Raw genomic sequence first — 17,690 nt, forward strand, 5'->3', positions numbered from 1 at the left:
CATAGCGCGCGAACCGATCTGGTTATAGCAGATGAGCCTGCTGTAGGACAGGGCTACCGCGCGGCCAGCGCGCTCGCAATCAGCGCGCGGCTTTCCGCGAGCCCGTAAAGCGCGAAGAAGCTGCCCATGCGCGGGCCCTGCGCCGAGCCCAGCAGCGTCTCGTACAGCGCGCCGAACCAGTCGCGCAGCCTTTCCTTGCCGTAATGCGCCTTGCCGACCTCGTAGACTTCGTTCTGGATCGTCTCGGCATTTGCATCGCCGGGCAGCGCCGCCAGTCGCGCATCGAGATCGGTGAGCGCGGTTGCCTCCTCAGCCGTCGGCGGGCGGCGCTGCAGCGTCGGTGCGACCACATCACGGTGATAGGCCAGCGCATGGCCGACCAGCGGCGCCAGCGCAGGATGCGCCTCCGCAGTCAGCCCGGCGTCGTAGCGCGCGAGATAGGCCCAGACCGCCGCCTCGCCCGCATCCGCGCCCAGCACGCCGACCAGGTTCAGAAGCAGCTGGAAGCTGATCGGCAGCGGATCCGCCGGCACCTGCCCATCGTGAATGTGATGGACGGGGTTGCCGAGCTTCTGCGTCACCTCCTGCGTCGGATAGCTGGCGCGGAACTGCCAGTAATCGTCGATCGCGCGCGGGATCACGCCCATGTGCAGCGACTTTGCCTTCTTCGGCTCGCGATAGGCGTAGAAGGCCAGGCTCTCCTGCGGGCCATAGGTCAGCCACTGCTCCAGGCTCAGCCCGTTGCCCTTGGACTTCGAGATCTTCTCGCCCTTCTCGTCGAGGAACATCTCGTAGTTGAAGCCCTCGGGCGGGCGGCCGCCCAGCGCGCGTGCGATCTTGCCGGACTGGATGACCGAATTGATCAGGTCCTTGCCCGCCATTTCGTAATCCACGTCGAGCGCGACCCAGCGCATCGCCCAGTCGACCTTCCACTGCAGCTTCGCGCCACCGCCCAGGATCGACTGCTCGATCCGCTGGCCCGCATCGTCGAACGCCACGATGCCGGCTTCCGCATCGACCACTTCGACCGGCACCTGCAGCACGATGCCGCTGGTCGGGCTGATCGGCAGCACCGGCGAATAGGTTTCCCGGCGCTCGGCGCGCAGCGTGGGGAGCATGATGTCCATGATCGCCTGGTAGCGGCGCAGCACCTGGCGCAGCGTCTCGTCGAAGCGGCCGGCGCGATACTGCTCGGTGGACGACATGAATTCATAGTCGAAGCCGAACCGGTCGAGGAAATCGCGCAGCATCGCGTTGTTGTGCGCCGCGAAGCTGTCATGCGTGCCGAACGGATCGGGGATCGCAGTCAGCGGCTTGCCGATATGCTCCGCCAGCATCGCCTTGTTGGGCACATTGTCCGGCACCTTGCGCAACCCGTCCATATCGTCGCTGAACGCGATCAGCCGGGTCGGCACGTCGCTGAGCGCATGGAAGGCATTCCGCACCATCGTGGTGCGCAGCACTTCGTTGAACGTGCCGATATGCGGCAGGCCCGATGGTCCATAGCCGGTTTCGAACAGGATATGGCCCTTGGCCGGCGCGCCGTCCGGATAGCGCTTCAGCAGCTTGCGCGCCTCCTCATAGGGCCAGGCCTTGGCGGCGAGTGCGGCATCGCGCAGCGCGGTCTTGTCGATGGGTGCGGTCATGGTGGCGGGGGCGTAAGGCGGGGGCCGCCGGGTGGCAATGCCCGTTTGCGCTTTGTTCCCGACACCTCTAGTCTGCCGTGGGACTCAGTGTCCGGAGGACGGGATGGCGCTCGACGGCGAGATCATCGAAGGACCGCTGCCGCCGGCGCTGCGCAGCCAGCGGCTGCACGCGATCGCCGAGGAGATTCGCTATGTGGCGCGGCCGGGGCTTGGCGCGCTGCCCTCCGGCACGATGGCGGTGGCGGGGTTCATCGCGCTGCAGGCGTGGACGCTGACGATCCTGTTCTGGGCGATCTGGTGGCCGATCCCGCGCACATCGGGCCACTGGGCCTTCACACTGACGGCGACGGCGCTGGTGGTCGGCCTGCTCGTCACGGTCGGATGGCTGCTGCTGAAGCGCTTCCCGGGTTATGCCACCGCGCTCGCCCGTACCCCCTTCATCCGCGTGACGGTGACGGATCGGCGCGTGATCTGGACGGTGCCGTGGGATCGCAACCCGCTGATGGAGATTGACCGCCGCCGCGTCACGGGTGCGATCCTGGGCCATGTCGATCGGCGCGGGCGCGGCAATGCGGCGATGATGCTGGTGCCGGGCGATCCTGCCGCCGATGTCGACGGCAACATTCATTTCGATCGGCTGCCCCACGCCCACCGCTTCGTGGACGCGTTCGCGGGGTGAACTGCACGTATCGGGCGGGGGCCGGGCGATGATCCTTCCCCTCCCCGCCCTCCACGCCACCCATGGCGGCATCTGGATCGCCGAAGCGGGCGCGGCACCGCGCGCCGCCGGGCGCGGCGAGGCGATCGCGCGCGCGGCCGAGACGCCGGTGCTGCTGCTGAACGCGCCGCTGGTGGCCGCGCGGCTGGGGCTGGGCGAAGTCTCCGGTCTCGATCTGCTCGAATTGTACGCCTTCGTGCATCCGGCCCGGTTCGCGGTGCCGACTCCCGCCGGCATGGCGCGCGCGCTGGGCATCGATCCGCCCGCCGACGATACCGCTGCCGCCCCCTTCCTGCAGCGCGCCGCCGCCCGGCTGATCGAGACGCTGGCCGACCCCGCCTGGCCCGAGCGCGAAGGTGCGTGGACATCGCTGCAATCGCTGGGCCGGCTGCGCTGGCCTTGGGCGGGAGTGATCGGCACCGCGATCGCGCGGCCGGAGAAGGCTGAACGCTGGCTGTTCTCGCGCCTGCCCGAATGGGAGGAAGCGCCCGCCCGCCCCGCCCCGCGCCCGGTGGTCCTGACCGAGGCCGAGGCGACCGCGCGGCTGGCGATGCTGACCGGGCACGGCGCGGAACCGCGCGAGGGGCAGGTGGCCTATGCCGCGGCCGCCGCGCGCGCGTTCGATCCGCGCGCGGCAGCGGACCGGCCCAACATGGTACTGGCCGAAGCAGGCACCGGCATCGGCAAGACGCTGGGCTATCTGGCGCCGGCATCGCTGTGGGCGGAACGCGCCGGCGGCCCGGTCTGGATCTCCACCTATACCAAGGCGCTGCAACGCCAGCTCGACCGCGAGACCGGCCGGCTGTTCCCCGATCCTGCGGTGCGCGCCGGCAAAGTAGTGGTGCGCAAGGGGCGCGAAAATTATCTGTGCCTGCTGAACCTGGAGGATGCGCTGCAGGGCGGCTTCCAGAACCGGGCGGCGATCCTGGCGCAACTGGTGGCGCGCTGGGCGGCCTATACCCGCGATGGCGACATGGTGGGCGGCGATCTGCCCGGCTGGCTGCCGACCCTGTTCCGCCGCGCGGGATCGACCGCGCTGACCGATCGCCGCGGCGAATGCGTCTATGCCGGCTGCCCGCATTACCGGAAATGCTTTATCGAACGATCGGTGCGCGCGGCGGCCGGCGCGGATATCGTGATCGCGAACCACGCGCTGGTGATGCTGCTGGCCGCGCGCCGACGCGATGAGGGCGCGCCGCTGCAACGGCTGGTGTTCGACGAGGGGCATCATCTGTTCGATGCCGCCGATTCCACCTTCGCCGCCGCGCTGACCGGGCAGGAAGCGATCGAGCTGCGGCGCTGGATCATGGGCCCCGAAGGCAAATTGCGCGGGCGCCGGCGCGGGCTGGCGGCGCGGCTGTCCGACGTCGCTTCCTACGACGAGGCGGGCGGGCTCGCCATCGAGGCGGCGATCGAGGCGGTGCAGGCGCTGCCGGGCGACGGCTGGCTGCAGCGGTTGGGCGAGATGCTGCCGCTGGGCCCGATCGAACGGCTGCTGGGGCAGGTGCGCGCCACCGTCTATGCGCGCGCCAAGGCGGTCGATGCGGGCTATGGCCTGGAGACCGAGGCGGCCGAGCTCGACGGCGCGCTGATCGAGGCGACGGGCCCCGCAATCGAGGCGCTGGAAGCGCTGCACCGCCCGCTGATGCGGCTGGCGCAGCGGCTGGAAGCGGTGATGGAGGATGGCCCCGACTGGCTGGACGGCCCGGCCCGCGCGCGGGTGGAAGGCGCGATCGCGGGGCTCGGCTTTCGCACCCAGACGATCGCGGCCTGGGTGGCGCTGCTGTCGCGGCTGGGCGGGCCGGTCGATCCCGATTTCGTCGACTGGCTGGCGATCGACCGGGTCGAGGGCCGCGAATATGATATCGGTCTGCACCGCCACTGGCTGGATCCGACGCGCCCGCTGGCCAACGCGGTGTTGAAATCCGCGCACGGCGTGCTCGCGACATCGGCAACGCTGCGCGGCGGCGAGGATTGGGCCGCTGCCGAGGCGCGCACCGGTGCGCTGCACCTGGAAGGCGATGCGCGCCGGTTCGCCGCCGAAAGCCCGTTCGATTATGCGGCCGCCGCCGAAGTGCTGATCGTGACCGACATCAAGCGCGGGGACATCGCCCAGCTGGCAGGGGCCTATGCCCGGCTGATCGCGGCGGCGGACGGCGGCACGCTGGGCCTGTTCACCGCGATCCAGCGGCTGCGTGCGGTGCATGCGCGGATCGCGGATCGGCTCGCCCGCGACGGGCTGCCGCTCTACGCGCAGCATGTCGATCCGATCGACACCGGCACGCTGGTCGATATCTTTCGCGACGAGCATCGCGCCTCGCTGCTGGGTACCGATGCGCTGCGCGACGGGGTCGACGTGCCCGGCGAATCGTTGCGGCTGGTGGTGATGGAAGGCGTGCCCTGGCCGCGGCCGACCGTGCTGCATGGCGCCCGGCGCGCGGCCGGCGGCGGCACCGCGCATGACGATCGCGTGGTGCGCGCGCGGCTGGCGCAGGCGTTCGGCCGGCTGATCCGCCGCGTGGGTGATCGCGGCCAGTTCGTGCTGCTGTCGGCGGCGATGCCGTCACGGCTGCTCGATGCCTTCCCGCCCGGCGTGCCGGTGACGCGATTGACGCTGAATGACGCGGTGGCGCGCGTGCGGCGTCTTTCTTCCGCAACGGGTTTCGGGCATCAGGCGATCGAGGATGCGATCGCGGGGGCGGAATGAAGAGATTGATCCTGTTTCGCCATGCCAAATCGGGCTGGGACGATCCGGTGGCGCGCGATTTCGATCGGCCGCTGAACGCCAAGGGCAAACGCGCCGCGCGCACGATGGGCCAGCATCTGCGCAAGATCGACCTGCGGTTCGATCATCTGCTGGCATCGCCGGCGGTGCGCTGCGTGGAGACGCTGGAAAGCTTTGTCGAAGGGTATGGCGAAACGCCGCCGCCGGCGTGGGACAAGCGCATCTATCTCGCGTCGGGGGTCACGCTGCTGGATGTCGTGCAGGAAGCGCCCGACAGCGCCACCAGCCTGATGATGTGCGGCCATAATCCGGGGCTGGAGGATCTGGCGCTGATGCTGGTGCCGGATCGCAGCGACGATGCGGCACGCGACGAGCTGGAAGAGAAATTCCCGACCGCCAGCGTGGCCGAACTGATCTTCGAGGTCGACAGCTGGGCCGACGTGAAGGCCAATGGCGCGACCCTCGGCCGCTTCATCCGCCCGCGCGATCTCGATTCCACGCTGGGCCCCGACCAGCATTGATCCCCGGCCAGCCGATCCCGCCGCTCAGCCTGCGCCGCGCCGACGCGGACGATGCGGCGCGGCTGGCGCTGATCGGCGGGGCGACCTTCCTGGCGACCTTCGCGCATGATCATGGCGGCGACGATATCGTAGCGCATGCCACCGGCGCGCACGGTGCGGCCTATTATGCGAAGGCGCTCGCCGATCCCCGATGCGCGCTGTGGCTGGTGGAGACTCCGCTGAAGGCTCCGGTCGGCTATGCCATGCTGTGCCCCCCGGAGATGGATTTCCAGACAGGACCGGGCGATCTGGAGCTGAAGCGCATCTACATGCTGCCCGGCTATGCCGGCGGCGGCTGGGGCCGACGGCTCGTGGAGGCGGTCGTCAGCGAGGCGCGCTCGCGCGGGGCCGCCCGGCTGCTGCTGTCGGTCTACGAACACAACCTGCCCTCGCAGGCCTTCTACGAGCGCAACGGCTTCCGCTGGACCGGCGCGGCGCAGGACTTCATCACCGGCGGCACCGCATCCACCGACCTGATCTACGCACGCCCGCTTGAGCCTGCCGCGCCACTGGCCTAGACGCCGCCGCCGACCCATTCACCACGGAGTATCCCATGAGCGAAGGCAATGTCGCCGCCGATCAGTTGCGTCTGTTCATCGAACGCATCGAGCGGCTGGAGGAAGAGAAGAAGGGCATGGCCGACGATATCCGCGACGTCTACAACGAGGCCAAGAGCCAGGGCTATGACAGCAAGACGATGCGCGCCATCGTCCGCCTGCGGAAGATGGAGAAGCATGCCCGCGACGAGGCCGAGGCGCTGCTGGAAACATACAAGGCCGCGCTGGGCCTGAGCTGACGGACGGGCGGAGAGGCGGCGCGATGATTCTCTACGGCAGTCCCGTCTCGCCCTTCGTGCAGCGCGTGCTGATCGCGGCTGCGGTGAAGGGGCACCGCCTGCCGGTGGGTGCCCCGCCCGGCGGCACGATGCAGGCGCCCGAATTCCTGGCGATCGCGCCGCTCGGCCGCATTCCGGTGCTGGCGCTGGGCGATGGCCGCCACCTGAGCGAATCGGGCGCGATCGTCGACTATCTCGATGCCGCGCTGGAGGGGCCGGCGCTGATCCCCGCCGACCCGTGGGAGCGTGGCCGCGCGCGCGAAATCGAGGCGATCGCCGGGCTGGAAGTGGCGGCCGGCCTGCGCCCCGCGCTGTTCGGCCGCGGCTTCAAGATGCCGATCGACGCTGCGGTGTGCGAAGCTGGCCTCGCGCAATATGAGCGCGGCCTGGCCGCACTCGACCGGCTGATCGATCGCGACGGCCGCTATGCGATCGGCGATGTGCCCAGCGTGGCCGATCTGTTGCTGGGCCCGACGCTGGCGATGGCCGCCACGATCGATCCGTGGGCGCCCGCGCTGGCTGCGATCGCCGCGCATCCCGCGCTGGAAGCCTATCGCCGGCGGCTCGCCGAAGATCCGCTGTTCACCCCCGCCGCCGCCCAGATCGACGGGCTGGCCGCCTACATCGCCGCCAAGCATCAGGAGAAGCCGCAATGATCGTCACCACCACGCCCACCGTGCAGGGCCGCGTCATCGCCGAGTATCGCGGCATCGTGACCGGCGAGGTGATCGTCGGCGCGAACATCTTCCGCGATCTGTTCGCATCGATCACTGATATCGTGGGCGGGCGTTCGGGCGTCTATGAGAGCAAGCTGCGCGAGGCGCGCGAGCAGGCCTTCCGCGAGCTGGAGGCCGAGGCACGCGATCGCGGCGCCGATGCCGTCGTCGGCGTCGACATCGATTACGAGGTGCTCGGCAAGGATGGATCGATGCTGATGGTGTCCGCATCCGGCACGGCCGTGAAGCTCGGATGATCGTGGCCACTGCGGGCGAGGTCCGCGCGTCGCTGTGGCGCCACTTGCGCGCGCCGGTGATGAGCGCGGAGCTGTGGCTGGCGACCGCATTCGTGACGATCGGCACCAACCTGCTCGATTTCGCGACCGTGCCGGTGCCGGGCACCAAGCCCGGGGCAGCCTTCATCGTCGCGGCGATCGTGCGCGTGGGGCTGGTGTTCTGGATCGGCTATGTGCTGACGCGGCGGATGGCCCAGTTGCCGGATCCCTGGGCGATCCGGCCTTCGCTGGCGCGGTACTTCCTTTTCGGCCTCCTGATGGCGGCGGCGTTCGCCATCCTCGTGAAGCTGGCAGACCTGGCGCAGCCCGCCGAGCCATCGCTGGCGAGCGAATGGCTGGCCATGCTGGTGGCGGTGGCGATCTGGTCCGCGCTTACGATCAAGCTGATCGCATGGAACGCCGCGCTTTCGCTGGATGCGCCGTTCCGCGCGCTGCCGGGCATCTGGCGCGATCTGCGCGGGGCCGGGGTGGCGCTGGCGATGGTGTTCCTGCAGGTGATCCTGCCGTTCGCTGCGATCCATTACGCGCTGACGCTGGTCGGGCTGCGGCTGGCGCTGTCGGGCACCGCGCTGGCCGCGCTCGCGGTGGTCGACGGCGTTGTCTCGGCAATCCAGCTGGTGCTGTCGGCGGCGCTGTCAGTGGTCGCGTGGCGGATCGCGCGCGCCGCGCCGGGCTTGCAGGTCGGCCCCGCCCCCCGCTAGAGCCGCCTATCCGCATCAGCAGACGAGAGACGACGGCGCCATGGCCGGCCATTCCAAGTTCAAGAACATCATGCACCGCAAGGGTGCGCAGGATAAGAAGCGTTCGGCGCTGTTCTCCAAGCTCAGCCGCGAAGTCACGGTGGCAGCCAAGATGGGCCTGCCCGATCCGGCGATGAACGCGCGACTGCGCGCGGCGGTGCTGGCGGCGCGGGCGGGCGGGATGCCCAAGGACAATATCGAGCGCGCCATCAACAAGGCATCGGGCAGCGAGGGCGAGAATTACGAAGAGATCCGCTACGAAGGCTTCGGCCCGGGCGGCGTGGCGCTGATCATCGAGACGCTGACCGACAACCGCAACCGCACCGCGACCAACGTGCGCACCGCGGTTTCCAAGAATGGCGGCAATCTGGGCGCAGGCGGGTCCGTCAGCCACGGGTTCGACCGGATGGGGCTGATCAGCTATCCGGTGAAGGCCGGCGATCCCGATGCGGTGTTCGAGGCGGCGCTGGAAGCCGGTGCCGAGGATGTAAGCTCGAGCGAGGATGGCCACGAGATCTGGACTGCGTCGGAAACGCTGCACGAAGTCGCCAAGGCACTGGAAGCGGCCTTGGGCGAGCCCGAAGGTACCAAGCTCGCCTGGCGGCCGCAGACGATGGTGACGGTGGATGCCGCCGATGCCGAGAAGCTGCTGAAGCTGATCGACGCGCTCGACGATGACGATGATGTCCAGCAGGTCTGGGGCAATTACGACGTGCCCGAAGACGTGATGGAGAAGCTGGGAGGCTGACCGCGTTGATCCTGATCGGCTTCGATCCCGGGCTCGGCACCACCGGCTGGGGCGTGATCGCGGCCGAGGGCAACCGGCTTTCGCACATTGCCAACGGGCAGGTGCGGACCGACGCCGCCCAGCCGCTGGCGGCGCGGCTAGTGGTGCTGCACGATGCGCTAGCCGACTTGCTGGCGCGCTTTGCGCCGGGCGGCGCCGCGGTCGAGGAAGTGTTCGTCAACAGCAACCCGCAATCGACGCTGAGGCTCGGCCAGGCGCGCGGCGTGGTGCTGCTGGCGGCGGCCCGCACCGGGCTGACGGTGGGCGAATATGCGCCGCGGCTTATCAAGAAGGCGGTGGTCGGCACCGGCACCGCTGAGAAAGCGCAGGTCCACGCGATGATCGCGCGGCTGCTGCCCGGCGCCAAGATCGCCGGCGCGGATGCGGCCGATGCGCTGGCGGTGGCGATCACCCATGCGCATCACCTGGCCAGCGTCCGCAGCCTGGGCCGCGTGGCATGATCGCACGGCTGAGCGGCGTGCTGGCGGAGGCGGGCGCGGATCATCTGGTGATCGATGTCGGCGGGGTCGGCTATCTGGCGCAGGCATCTGCGCGCACGCTGGCAGCGGTCGGCCCGGTCGGCGGCCAGGTGATGCTCTATACCGAGATGCAGGTGCGCGAGGATGCGATCACGCTGTTCGGCTTCGGATCGGCGTCGGAGCGCGACTGGTTCCGGCTGCTGACCGGCGTGCAGGGCGTGGGCGGGCGCGTCGCGCTCGCGATCCTGTCGGTGCTGGAGCCGATCGAGCTGGTGCGCGCGGTGGCGGCCGGCGACAAGGCGATGGTGGCGCGCGCCAACGGCGTCGGCCCCAAGCTCGCCCAACGCATCGTGATGGAGCTGAGGGACAAGGCCGGCCCGGCGATCGGCCCGCTCCAAGCCGCCGGCGCCACCCCGGCGCCGAAAGGGGCGAGCGCCGATGCGCTGTCCGCGCTTGCCAATCTGGGGTTCCGCGCGGCCGATGCCGCCGCCGCCGTCAGCGCAGCCGAAGCGGAGCTTGGCGAGAGCGCGACGCTGGATGCGCTGGTCCGCCTCGCCCTGCGCAAGGCGGCGCGCTAGCGGGCGAGGATCGGGCCGGCGGGTGGGCCGGCCGATCCCCTCCCCGCCCGATCAGGCCTTCACTTCGCCATCGGGCATGTTCGGATCCAGTTCCGGCACTTCGACAATGCCGCGGCCGAGATGGCTGGAGCGGTAGCCATAGACGAAATAGATCAGCAGGCCGAATGCGCCCCAGATCGGCAGCACCAGCATCGCATCCAGCGGCAAGTTGAAGAACAGAAATACGCAGCCCGCGATCGTCGCCGGGCCGATCAGCCACAGCAGCGGCGTGCGAAACTTGCGCGGCCGGTTCGGCTCGGTCTTGCGCAGCATCATCACCGCGATCGCCACCATCATGAACGCATAGAGCGTGCCGGCATTGGCGATGTCGGCCAGCTTGCCGACCGGCAGGAAGGCCGCAGCGAAGGCCACCACCGCGCCGGTCAGCGCGGTCACGATGTAGGGCGTCTTCCACTTCGGATGGATGGTCGAGAGCTTCTCCGGCAGCAGGCCATCGCGCGACATCACGAAGAAGATGCGGGTCTGGCCGAACAGCAGGATCAGGATGACCGAAGGCAGCGCCAGGAAGGCGGCGATGCCAAGCATGTTGCCGACCGTGGAAAACCCGATCGCGCGCAGCACATGCGCCAGCGCCTCGTTCGAGCAGACCAGCGCGCCGGCATGTTCGGGCATCGCGCACTGACGGGCCAGTTCTTCCGACCCGGCGGGGAACGGCACGCCGCCCGGGCCCATGATCGGCTGGCCACCGATCGTACCGACCGCGCCGGCCGCAACGAGGATGTAGAACACGGTGCAGAACAGCAAGCTGGCGATCAGCCCGATCGGCACGTTGCGCTGTGGGTCTTTCGTCTCTTCAGCCGCGGTCGAGACGGCATCGAAGCCGACATAGGCGAAGAAGATCGTGGCTGCCGCGCCGACCGCGCCCACGCCAGTTCCGAACCCGCCGAACACGCCGGCGGGAAGAAATGGGTTGAAGTTGGCGGTGTTGAACTGATCGCTCGGCAGCGTCAGCACGATGAAGGCAGTCAGCGCGGTCACCTTGATCAGCACCAGCACCGCATTGACGCGCGCGGATTCTGTGGTGCCGATCATCAGCAGCCAGGTTACCGCCAGTGCGATCAGCACGGCCGGCAGGTTGATCAGCCCGCCCGGCGATCCGCCCAGCGCCAGCGGCGCGGACGCAAGCCAGGGTGGCAGCGATACCCCCAGGAATTCATTCAGGATAGTGCCGCTGAAGTAGCCCGACCAGCCGACCGAAACCGCGCTGGCGGCGACCGCATATTCCAGGATCAGCGCCCAGCCGACCGTCCATGCGAGCGCTTCGCCCATCACCGAATAGGTATAGGTGTAAGCCGATCCAGCGACCGGGATCATCGCCGCGATTTCGGCATAGCAGAGCGCCGCCACGATGCAGATCGCACCCGCGATCGCGAAGGCCAGCATCAGACCGGGGCCAGCCTTCTGTGCGCCAGCCGCAGTCAGCACGAAGATGCCCGTGCCGATCACGCAGCCGATGCCGAACAGCGTCAGCTGGAACCAGCCGAGCGAGCGATGCAGCGATTTCTTCTCGGCGGTACGCAGAATGGCGTCGAGCGGTTTGACGCGAAAATCCATTCAATATCCCCTTGAGTAGCGCTGCAGCCGGCGTTTCGCCCGCGCGCGCCCTGATCTATCGTTGGCGGCAAGCCTAACGGGTGCGGCCCGCCGCGCAACAAGATTGTCTTTCAGGATGAAAAGCCCGGCAGCATCGCGCCCATCTGCCGCCCGCCGAAGATATGGACGTGCAGGTGCGGCACTTCCTGGTGGCCATGGCCGCCGATATTGGCGAGCAGCCGGTATCCGGGAGTAGGCAGCCCGGCATCGCGCGCCACCTGGCCGACGGCGCGCACGAAGCCAGCGAGCTCCGCATCGGATGCGCGGGCGGAGAAATCGTCCCACGACACGTAAGGCCCCTTGGGGATCACCAGCAGGTGGACGGGCGCCTGCGGGTTGATGTCGTGGAAGGCGAGCGCATGATCGTCTTCATAGACCTTGCGGCACGGAATCTCGCCGCGCAGGATCTTGGCGAAGATGTTGCTGTCGTCATAGGGCTGGGTGGCATCGATCGGCATGGCTGCTCCCTTCGGATCGTGGATCAGAGCACGCGATAGGGCACGACATCGCGGATGTCGGGATCGACCGCGATCGGCCGATCCGCCGGCGGAAACGCGCGCTGGTCGCAATCCGGTCGCGGGCATTGCCGGCAGGATGTGCCGATCGGGGTGGCGGCACGGCTGCCCATGTCGAGCCCATCGGCATAGACGAAGTCGCGCGCGTGGACGTCCTCGCATCCCAGCGCCACCGCATAGCGGCGCGGCGGCCGATCATAGCTGGCACTGGGCTTCACCAGCCCCTTGGCCATCGAGACGTAGCGCACGCCATCGGGCGTCTCGGCCAGCTGCACGAGGATGCGGTCGGGAATGGCGACCGCCTCGTGCACGATCCAAAGCGGGCAGGCACCGCCGAAGCGGGCGAACTGCAGCCGCGTGGCCGAATGGCGTTTGGTGACGTTGCCCGCCATGTCGATCCGGCAGAAGAACAGCGGGATGCCGCGCGCGCCGGGCCGCTGCAATGTGGACAGGCGGTGGCAGGCCTGTTCGAAGCTGACGCCGAACCGCTGGCGCAGCCGATCGATATCGTGGCGCACGTCGCGGGCGGCTTCGCGGAAGCGGCCATAGGGCATCAGCAGCGCGCCCGCGGCATAGTTGGCCAAGCCCACCGACAGCAGCGTGCGCGCGATCTCACTGGGCAGGTCGGCGGCGGCCGTCACGGCCTCGATCGGCTCGGCCAGTTCCAGCGCGGCGATGCGATGCGCAATCAGGAAACGCCGGCTCTCGGGCGGCAGCGCGCGATCGATCGCCAGCGTGCCGCCGATGCGATCCAGTGCGGATAGCGGCCCGTCGCTGCCCGCCGCCGTCAGCCGGATGCCGTGCAGCGTCGCCAGCCGCTCGGCCATCACCGCTTCCTCGGGCTCGACCATCCGCGACAGAGTCTCCGCCGCGCGGTCGATCGGATCGACATAGTTGCCGGCGGCATGAAACCAGTCGCGCACTTCTTCCCAGGGCTGGCGCGACCCCTCGCCTGCGAGCAGCGCCTCGTCCGCGATCTGGCGCATCTCTTCGGACCGGCGCCAGGCGGCGTGCATCGCCAGGAAGCGATCGACCAGTTCGGGTTGATGTTCGACCGCGCGGGCCAGCCCCTCGAACGCAGGGGTGCGCGCGAACAGGGGATCGGACAGCGCTTCGCGGATCGCGGCCAGCCGGCGGGCATGGGCGTCGTCGTCGCCGCCGAACCAGTCGAGCGGAAAGGACAGCGCCAGCGCATCGGCGACCGAGGTGGTGATCGGCCGCTCGTCATTCTCCAGCTGCGAAAGATAGCTGACCGAGAGCCCCAGCCGATCCGCCATCGCAGCCTGCGCCAGGCCGGCGCGTGCGCGCAGCGCCCTCAGCTCGCGCCCGGCGAACAGCCGCGCCCTGGAATCGGCCATCGCTTCCGCCTCCGCGTTGCGAACCGCACGCTTTGCAACTTCGCAAATTCACAATTGCACTTTGCGGGCGCGGCTGGAAGGGAAAAGCCGACACGCGCTGCGAAAGGGCCTTCATGCTGGCGATATTGAAGACGCTCGAGGAAAAGCGTGCCGCCGCGCGGCTGGGGGGCGGCCAGGCACGGATCGACGCGCAGCATGCCAAGGGCCGACTGACCGCGCGCGAGCGGATCGACGTGCTGCTGGACGAAGGCTCGTTCGAGGAGCTGGACGCCTATGTCGAGCATAACTGCGCCGATTTCGGGATGGAGGCCACCAAGATCCCGGGCGATGGCGTCGTCACCGGATCGGGCACGATCAACGGCCGGCTGGTGTTCGTCTTCAGCCAGGATTTCACCGTGTTCGGTGGCGCGGTTTCCGAACGGCACGCAATGAAGATTTGCAAGATCATGGACATGGCGATGAAGGTCGGCGCGCCCGTGATCGGCATCAACGATTCGGGCGGCGCGCGCATCCAGGAAGGCGTCGCCAGCCTCGCCGGCTATGCGGAGATCTTCCAGCGCAACGTGCTGGCATCGGGCGTGGTGCCGCAGATCAGCCTGATCATGGGGCCGTGCGCGGGCGGCGCGGTCTATTCCCCCGCGATGACCGACTTCATCTTCATGGTGAAGGACAGCTCGTTCATGTTCGTGACCGGGCCGGACGTGGTGAAGACCGTGACCAACGAGGTGGTGACGCAGGAGGAACTGGGCGGTGCCGTGACGCACAGCACCAAATCCGGTGTGGCCGACCTGGCGTTCGAGAACGACATCGAAGCGCTGCTGGCGACGCGCGATTTCTTCGATTTCCTGCCGCTTTCCAACCGAACCGAGATACCCGAACGGCCGACCACCGACCCGTGGGACCGGATCGACCCGAGCCTGGATACGCTGATCCCCGACAGCGCTAATAAGCCGTACGACATGCGCGAACTGATCCGGAAGGTCGTCGACGAAGGCGATTTCTTCGAGGTGCAGCCGACCCATGCCGCGAACATCCTGACGGGCTTCGCCCGCATCGAGGGCCGCACGATCGGCATCGTCGCCAACCAGCCAATGGCGCTGGCCGGTGTGCTCGACATCAATTCATCGAAGAAGGCCGGCCGGTTCGTGCGCTTCTGCGATGCGTTCGACGTGCCGATCGTCACCTTCGTCGACGTGCCGGGCTTCCTGCCGGGGGTGGCGCAGGAGCATAACGGCATCATCAAGCATGGCGCCAAGCTGTTGTTCGCCTTCGCCGAGGCGACCGTGCCCAAGATCACCGTCATCACCCGCAAGGCCTATGGCGGCGCCTATGACGTGATGAGCAGCAAGCATCTGCGCGGCGACCTCAATTATGCCTGGCCCACCGCCGAGATCGCGGTGATGGGCGCCAAGGGCGCGGTCGAGATCATCTTCCGCAAGGATATCGGCGACAAGGACAAGATTGCCGAGCGCACCGCCGACTATGAGGCGCGCTTCGCCAACCCGTTCGTGGCGGCGTCGAAGGGCTTCATCGACGAGGTGATCATGCCGCATTCGACGCGGCGACGGATCGCGCTGGGCCTGCGCAAGCTGCGCGGCAAGGCGCTCGAAAATCCGTGGAAGAAGCACGACAATATCCCGCTGTGAGCCGCTGACGCGCGGCCCGGCCAATCAGGAGCGAACATGAACAAGGACGTTGTCATCCTCTCCGGCGTGCGCACCGCGGTCGGCGATTTCGGCGGCGCGCTGAAGGATTTCGCGCCGTCCAAGCTGGGCGAGATCGTGATCCGCGAGGCGATCACCCGCGCCAGGCTCGAGCCGGCGGACATCCAGCATGTCGTGCTGGGCCAGGTGATCCCGACCGTGCCGCAGGACGCCTATCTGGCGCGCGTGGCTGCGCTGAACGCGGGCGTGCCGGTCGAGGCACCGGCGCTGACGCTGAACCGGCTGTGCGGATCGTCCGTCCAGGCGATCGTCTCCGCCGCGCAGATGATCACGCTGGGAGAGTGCGACATCGCGGTCGCCGGCGGCGCCGAGAGCATGAGCCGCAGCCCGCATTATGTGACGGCGGCGCGGTTCGGCCAGAAGATGGGCCCGGTGGCGATGCTCGACGCGCTGACCGCGACGCTGAGCGATCCGATCGACGATTATCACATGGGCATCACCGCCGAGAATGTGGCCGAGCGCTACCAGATCAGCCGCGAGGCGCAGGATGCCGCCGCTGCCGAAAGCCACGCCCGCGCCACCCGCGCGCAGGCCGAAGGCCGGTTCAAAGACCAGATCATTCCCGTTGAGGTGAAGACCCGCAAGGGCATGGTGGCGTTCGACACTGACGAGCATGTCCGCGCCGATGCCGATCTGGCGGCGATGGCCAAGCTGAAGCCCGCCTTCAAGAAGGACGGCACGGTGACGCCCGGCAACGCATCGGGCATCAACGACGGCGCGGCCGCGGTGGTGCTGGCTTCTGCCGATGCGGCGGCGGCCAAGGGGCTGAAGCCGATGGCGAAGATCCTCGGCTGGGCGCATGCCGGCGTCTCGCCCGATGTGATGGGCCTGGGGCCGATTCACGCCGTGCCGACCGCGTTGAAGCGTGCCGGGCTGTCGCTGGACCAAATCGACGTGATCGAATCGAACGAGGCGTTCGCGGCGCAGGCCTGCGCGGTGGCGCAGGAACTGGGCTTCGATCCCGAGAAGGTCAACATCAACGGATCGGGCATCTCGATCGGCCATCCGGTGGGGGCCACCGGCGCGATGCTGACGGTGAAGGCGCTCTACGAACTGGAGCGCTCGGGCGGCACCTATGGCCTGGTCACGATGTGCATCGGCGGCGGCCAGGGCATCGCGCTGGTGATCGAGCGGATGGCGGCATGAAGCTCGGCCGGCTGAACCATGTCGGCGTGGCGACGCCATCGATCGAAAAGAGCATCGTACTCTATCGCGAAACGCTGGGCGCCGAGGTGATCCGCGAGCCGTTCGACCTGCCCGCACAGGGCGTGAAGGTGTGCTTCGTCGATACGCCGAACAGCCAGATCGAACTGATCGAGCCGCTGGGCGAGGCATCCCCGATCCACGGCTTCCTGGCGAAGAACCCGGCGGGCGGTCAGCATCATCTGTGCTACGAAGTGCCCGACATTTACGAGGCGAAGGCCTGGTTCGAGGGCAAGGGCGCGAAGGTGCTGGGCGAACCGCGGATCGGCGCGCACGGCACGCCGATCTTCTTCGTCCACCCCAAGGATATGGGCGGCGTACTGACCGAGATCATGGAAACCCCGAAGGCGGGAGCCGGACATTGAGCTACATCACGATCCGCTATGCGCTGGCCGACGGCGTGGCCACGATCACGCTCGACCGGCAGGACCGGATGAACGCGATCTCCCCCACCCTGCTGTCCGAATTGCGCAGCGCGCTGGACCAGGCGGTGGCGGACGGCGCGCGCGCGCTGATCCTGACGGGTGAGGGCCGCGCCTTCTGCTCGGGCGCGGATCTGGTCGGCGACGACGGGCAGATCGGCCTGCCCGACGATCTCGGACTATTGCTCGACAGCCATTATCACCCGGTGGTCGAGGCGCTGGCCGCGCTGCCGATCCCGATCGTAACCGCGATCAACGGCCCCGCGGTCGGCGCCGGCCTGTCGCTGGCCTTGGCGGGCGACATCATCCTGGCGGCGCGATCCAGCTATCTGCTGCTGGCGTTCGTCAATATCGGTCTGGTGCCGGATGCCGGCGCGACCTGGCTCGTGGCCAAGGGCGCGGGCCGCGCCAAGGCGCTGGAAATGGCGCTGCTGGGCGATCGCATGTCGGCCGACGACGCCGTGGCGGCCGGGCTGGTCAACCGTGTTGTCGATGATGCCGCGATCCAGGACGAGGCGCGCGCGGTGGCTGCGAAGCTTGCGAAGATGCCGACCAAGGCGATCGGCATGATCCGCCGCCAGGTGGCCAGCGCGCTCAACCAGCCGCTGTCCGAGGTGCTGGAAATCGAGCGCGCGAACCAGCGCGAGGCCGGCCGCACCCGCGATTTCCGCGAAGGCGTCCAGGCCTTCATCGAAAAGCGCAAGCCCGTGTTCGAGGGACATTGAGAATGACCGA

At 68.5% G+C, this 17,690-nt stretch carries 19 protein-coding genes; 15 read left to right on the top strand and 4 right to left on the bottom strand.

The features are described from left to right. Window positions 1–53: 53 nt before the first annotated feature. The gene (locus tag ABC347_RS12255) at window positions 54–1,646 is read right to left on the bottom strand and encodes a lysine--tRNA ligase (RefSeq protein WP_413246002.1); all 1,593 of its coding nucleotides are present in this window, start codon (window positions 1,644–1,646) and stop codon (window positions 54–56) included. 103 nt (window positions 1,647–1,749) lie between these two features. Between ABC347_RS12255 and ABC347_RS12260 the strand changes: the two genes are divergently transcribed. The 11 genes from ABC347_RS12260 to ruvA are packed head-to-tail and all read left to right on the top strand — an operon-like array spanning window position 1,750 to window position 10,080. Next, window positions 1,750–2,325: a hypothetical protein gene (locus ABC347_RS12260; RefSeq protein ID WP_413246003.1), complete on the top strand. Its 576-nt coding sequence runs from the start codon at window positions 1,750–1,752 to the stop codon at window positions 2,323–2,325. A gap of 28 nt (window positions 2,326–2,353) precedes the next feature. Next, entirely contained in the window at window positions 2,354–5,071 is a 2,718-nt protein-coding gene (locus ABC347_RS12265) for an ATP-dependent DNA helicase (protein WP_413246004.1), read from the top strand. Next, window positions 5,068–5,610 (top strand): SixA phosphatase family protein, encoded by a 543-nt coding sequence (locus tag ABC347_RS12270; RefSeq protein WP_413246005.1) that lies wholly within the window; start codon window positions 5,068–5,070, stop codon window positions 5,608–5,610. The genes ABC347_RS12265 and ABC347_RS12270 overlap by 4 nt, the downstream gene beginning before the upstream one ends. Beyond that, window positions 5,607–6,167, top strand: a complete 561-nt coding sequence (locus ABC347_RS12275; RefSeq protein WP_413246006.1) for a GNAT family N-acetyltransferase — start codon at window positions 5,607–5,609, stop codon at window positions 6,165–6,167. Before ABC347_RS12270 ends, ABC347_RS12275 begins: the two co-directional genes overlap by 4 nt. Window positions 6,168–6,202: 35 nt before the next feature. Further along, window positions 6,203–6,445, top strand: coding sequence for a DUF2312 domain-containing protein (locus ABC347_RS12280; protein ID WP_413246007.1), 243 nt, complete (start codon window positions 6,203–6,205; stop codon window positions 6,443–6,445). A 23-nt stretch (window positions 6,446–6,468) separates the two neighbouring features. After that, complete coding sequence (locus tag ABC347_RS12285; RefSeq protein WP_413246008.1) at window positions 6,469–7,140, top strand: glutathione S-transferase family protein; 672 nt, start codon at window positions 6,469–6,471, stop codon at window positions 7,138–7,140. Continuing rightward, on the top strand, window positions 7,137–7,457 hold the full coding sequence (locus ABC347_RS12290; protein ID WP_413246009.1) for a heavy metal-binding domain-containing protein: 321 nt from the start codon (window positions 7,137–7,139) through the stop codon (window positions 7,455–7,457). The genes ABC347_RS12285 and ABC347_RS12290 overlap by 4 nt, the downstream gene beginning before the upstream one ends. Further along, a complete protein-coding gene (locus ABC347_RS12295) occupies window positions 7,454–8,197 on the top strand; it encodes a hypothetical protein (protein ID WP_413246010.1) in 744 nt (247 codons plus the stop codon). Before ABC347_RS12290 ends, ABC347_RS12295 begins: the two co-directional genes overlap by 4 nt. A gap of 40 nt (window positions 8,198–8,237) precedes the next feature. Continuing rightward, the gene (locus tag ABC347_RS12300; protein WP_413246011.1) at window positions 8,238–8,984 is read left to right on the top strand and encodes a YebC/PmpR family DNA-binding transcriptional regulator; all 747 of its coding nucleotides are present in this window, start codon (window positions 8,238–8,240) and stop codon (window positions 8,982–8,984) included. Window positions 8,985–8,989: 5 nt separating this feature from the next. Continuing rightward, a complete protein-coding gene (ruvC, locus tag ABC347_RS12305) occupies window positions 8,990–9,484 on the top strand; it encodes a crossover junction endodeoxyribonuclease RuvC (RefSeq protein WP_413246012.1) in 495 nt (164 codons plus the stop codon). Beyond that, the gene (ruvA, locus tag ABC347_RS12310; protein WP_413246013.1) at window positions 9,481–10,080 is read left to right on the top strand and encodes a Holliday junction branch migration protein RuvA; all 600 of its coding nucleotides are present in this window, start codon (window positions 9,481–9,483) and stop codon (window positions 10,078–10,080) included. Before ruvC ends, ruvA begins: the two co-directional genes overlap by 4 nt. A gap of 51 nt (window positions 10,081–10,131) precedes the next feature. Here the strand turns inward: ruvA and ABC347_RS12315 are convergent, their stop codons facing one another. The 3 genes from ABC347_RS12315 to ABC347_RS12325 form a co-directional block, all read right to left on the bottom strand. Continuing rightward, the gene (locus tag ABC347_RS12315; protein ID WP_413246014.1) at window positions 10,132–11,694 is read right to left on the bottom strand and encodes an amino acid permease; all 1,563 of its coding nucleotides are present in this window, start codon (window positions 11,692–11,694) and stop codon (window positions 10,132–10,134) included. Window positions 11,695–11,804: 110 nt separating this feature from the next. Then, window positions 11,805–12,191, bottom strand: a complete 387-nt coding sequence (locus tag ABC347_RS12320; RefSeq protein WP_413246015.1) for a histidine triad nucleotide-binding protein — start codon at window positions 12,189–12,191, stop codon at window positions 11,805–11,807. A 23-nt stretch (window positions 12,192–12,214) separates the two neighbouring features. After that, window positions 12,215–13,606 carry a helix-turn-helix domain-containing protein gene (locus ABC347_RS12325; protein WP_413246016.1) on the bottom strand — a complete coding sequence of 464 codons (1,392 nt, stop codon included), beginning with the start codon at window positions 13,604–13,606 and terminating at the stop codon, window positions 12,215–12,217. A gap of 113 nt (window positions 13,607–13,719) precedes the next feature. Between ABC347_RS12325 and ABC347_RS12330 the strand changes: the two genes are divergently transcribed. From ABC347_RS12330 to ABC347_RS12345, 4 genes are read left to right on the top strand one after another with little or no spacing between them, the layout of a single operon-like run. Then, entirely contained in the window at window positions 13,720–15,252 is a 1,533-nt protein-coding gene (locus ABC347_RS12330) for an acyl-CoA carboxylase subunit beta (protein WP_413246017.1), read from the top strand. A 36-nt stretch (window positions 15,253–15,288) separates the two neighbouring features. Then, window positions 15,289–16,476: a beta-ketothiolase BktB gene (gene bktB / locus ABC347_RS12335; RefSeq protein ID WP_413246018.1), complete on the top strand. Its 1,188-nt coding sequence runs from the start codon at window positions 15,289–15,291 to the stop codon at window positions 16,474–16,476. Beyond that, complete coding sequence (mce, locus tag ABC347_RS12340; RefSeq protein WP_413246019.1) at window positions 16,473–16,898, top strand: methylmalonyl-CoA epimerase; 426 nt, start codon at window positions 16,473–16,475, stop codon at window positions 16,896–16,898. The genes bktB and mce overlap by 4 nt, the downstream gene beginning before the upstream one ends. Next, the gene (locus tag ABC347_RS12345) at window positions 16,895–17,680 is read left to right on the top strand and encodes an enoyl-CoA hydratase-related protein (RefSeq protein ID WP_413246020.1); all 786 of its coding nucleotides are present in this window, start codon (window positions 16,895–16,897) and stop codon (window positions 17,678–17,680) included. Before mce ends, ABC347_RS12345 begins: the two co-directional genes overlap by 4 nt. Window positions 17,681–17,690 lie beyond the last annotated feature (10 nt).

Source organism: Sphingomonas canaveralia (assembly GCF_047238125.1).
Classification (GTDB): domain Bacteria; phylum Pseudomonadota; class Alphaproteobacteria; order Sphingomonadales; family Sphingomonadaceae; genus JBDFMH01.

What these genes read in the sequence shown, in the direction of transcription:
- ABC347_RS12255 (WP_413246002.1), bottom strand. Translation starts at nt 1,646, where the DNA reads ATGACCGCACCCATCGACAAGACCGCGCTGCGCGATGCCGCACTCGCC.
- ABC347_RS12260 (WP_413246003.1), top strand. Translation starts at nt 1,750, where the DNA reads ATGGCGCTCGACGGCGAGATCATCGAAGGACCGCTGCCGCCGGCGCTG.
- ABC347_RS12265 (WP_413246004.1), top strand. Translation starts at nt 2,354, where the DNA reads ATGATCCTTCCCCTCCCCGCCCTCCACGCCACCCATGGCGGCATCTGG.
- ABC347_RS12270 (WP_413246005.1), top strand. Translation starts at nt 5,068, where the DNA reads ATGAAGAGATTGATCCTGTTTCGCCATGCCAAATCGGGCTGGGACGAT.
- ABC347_RS12280 (WP_413246007.1), top strand. Translation starts at nt 6,203, where the DNA reads ATGAGCGAAGGCAATGTCGCCGCCGATCAGTTGCGTCTGTTCATCGAA.
- ABC347_RS12285 (WP_413246008.1), top strand. Translation starts at nt 6,469, where the DNA reads ATGATTCTCTACGGCAGTCCCGTCTCGCCCTTCGTGCAGCGCGTGCTG.
- ABC347_RS12290 (WP_413246009.1), top strand. Translation starts at nt 7,137, where the DNA reads ATGATCGTCACCACCACGCCCACCGTGCAGGGCCGCGTCATCGCCGAG.
- ABC347_RS12295 (WP_413246010.1), top strand. Translation starts at nt 7,454, where the DNA reads ATGATCGTGGCCACTGCGGGCGAGGTCCGCGCGTCGCTGTGGCGCCAC.
- ABC347_RS12300 (WP_413246011.1), top strand. Translation starts at nt 8,238, where the DNA reads ATGGCCGGCCATTCCAAGTTCAAGAACATCATGCACCGCAAGGGTGCG.
- ruvA (WP_413246013.1), top strand. Translation starts at nt 9,481, where the DNA reads ATGATCGCACGGCTGAGCGGCGTGCTGGCGGAGGCGGGCGCGGATCAT.
- ABC347_RS12315 (WP_413246014.1), bottom strand. Translation starts at nt 11,694, where the DNA reads ATGGATTTTCGCGTCAAACCGCTCGACGCCATTCTGCGTACCGCCGAG.
- ABC347_RS12320 (WP_413246015.1), bottom strand. Translation starts at nt 12,191, where the DNA reads ATGCCGATCGATGCCACCCAGCCCTATGACGACAGCAACATCTTCGCC.
- ABC347_RS12325 (WP_413246016.1), bottom strand. Translation starts at nt 13,606, where the DNA reads ATGGCCGATTCCAGGGCGCGGCTGTTCGCCGGGCGCGAGCTGAGGGCG.
- ABC347_RS12330 (WP_413246017.1), top strand. Translation starts at nt 13,720, where the DNA reads ATGCTGGCGATATTGAAGACGCTCGAGGAAAAGCGTGCCGCCGCGCGG.
- bktB (WP_413246018.1), top strand. Translation starts at nt 15,289, where the DNA reads ATGAACAAGGACGTTGTCATCCTCTCCGGCGTGCGCACCGCGGTCGGC.
- mce (WP_413246019.1), top strand. Translation starts at nt 16,473, where the DNA reads ATGAAGCTCGGCCGGCTGAACCATGTCGGCGTGGCGACGCCATCGATC.